This window comes from Corallococcus terminator (assembly GCF_003611635.1).
Classification (GTDB): Bacteria; Myxococcota; Myxococcia; order Myxococcales; family Myxococcaceae; genus Corallococcus; species Corallococcus terminator.
In genome coordinates this window covers 1-1,095 of sequence record NZ_RAVZ01000714.1, presented here as the reverse complement: position 1 = coordinate 1,095, position 1,095 = coordinate 1, and the positions used below count along the sequence as shown (strand labels likewise).

Annotated in this window: 1 protein-coding gene; it reads left to right on the top strand. The window is 73.2% G+C overall.

The genetic code is table 11. The annotated features are described in order from the left end of the window. On the top strand, positions 1-1,095 hold a 1,095-nt coding region (locus D7V88_RS41725), incomplete at both ends, for a non-ribosomal peptide synthetase (RefSeq protein ID WP_147449162.1).

The following is a 1,095-nucleotide window of genomic DNA, read 5'->3' as shown; positions in this document are numbered from 1 at the left end:
TCGCGCGGAAGCTGCGCGAGGTGGGCGCCACCACGGTGCTGCTCACCACCGCCCTCTTCCATGAGATGGCGCGCGAGGAGCCCGGAGCGCTGGCGGCCCTGCGCAACGCCTTCTTCGGTGGGGACCGCGCGGACCCCCGCGCCGTGCGCAACGTGCTCGCGGCGGGCCCGAAGGGGCAGCTCACCAACCTGTACGGCCCCACCGAGGCCACCGTCTGCGCGACCTTCCACGCGGTGGAGTCGCTGGCGCCGGACGCCACCGCCGTGCCCATTGGCCGGCCCGTGGCCCGTGCCCGGCTGTACGTGCTGGATGTGCACGGGGAGCCCGTGGCGCCTGGTGTCCCGGGCGAAGTCTTCATTGGCGGCGCGGGCGTGGGACGCGGCTACCCCGGCCACCCCGCGACGACGGCGCAGCGCTTCGTGCCGGACGCCTTCAGCGGCGTGCCCGGCGCGCGGCTGTACCGCACGGGGGACCGGGCGCGGTGGCGGCAGGACGGCACGCTGGACTTCGTGGGCCGGGTGGATGCGCAGGTGAAGGTGCGAGGCTTCCGCATCGAACCGGGTGAGGTGGAGTCCGTCCTGAACGCGCACCCGTCCGTGCGCGAGGCGGTGGTGGTGGTTCGCGAGGACGTGCCCGGAGACAAGCGGCTGGTGGCCTACATCGTGGGCCATCCGACGCCGGATGCCTCCGTGCTGCGCGCCTTCCTCACCGAGAGACTGCCCGCGCACCTGGTGCCGTCCGCCTTCGTCCCCATGGCGGCGCTACCGATGACGCCCGGTGGCAAGCTGGACCGCAAGGCCCTGCCCGTCCCCGAGCAATCCACCGCGGCCTCCGTCACCGTCGTCCCGGAGCACCTGACGCCCTTCCAGCAGCGCGTCGCAGGACTCTTCCGTGACGTGCTGCACGTGGAGCGCGCGGGCCTGCACGACGACTTCTTCGCGCTGGGCGGCCATTCGCTTCTGGCCACCCAGCTCATCTCCCGACTGCGCACCACCTTCCAGGTGGAGCTGCCCCTGCGCGGTCTCTTCACCGCGTCCACCGTGGCCCGCGTCACGGAGCTGGTGGAGGAGCAACTGCTGGTGCGCTCGGACGGGC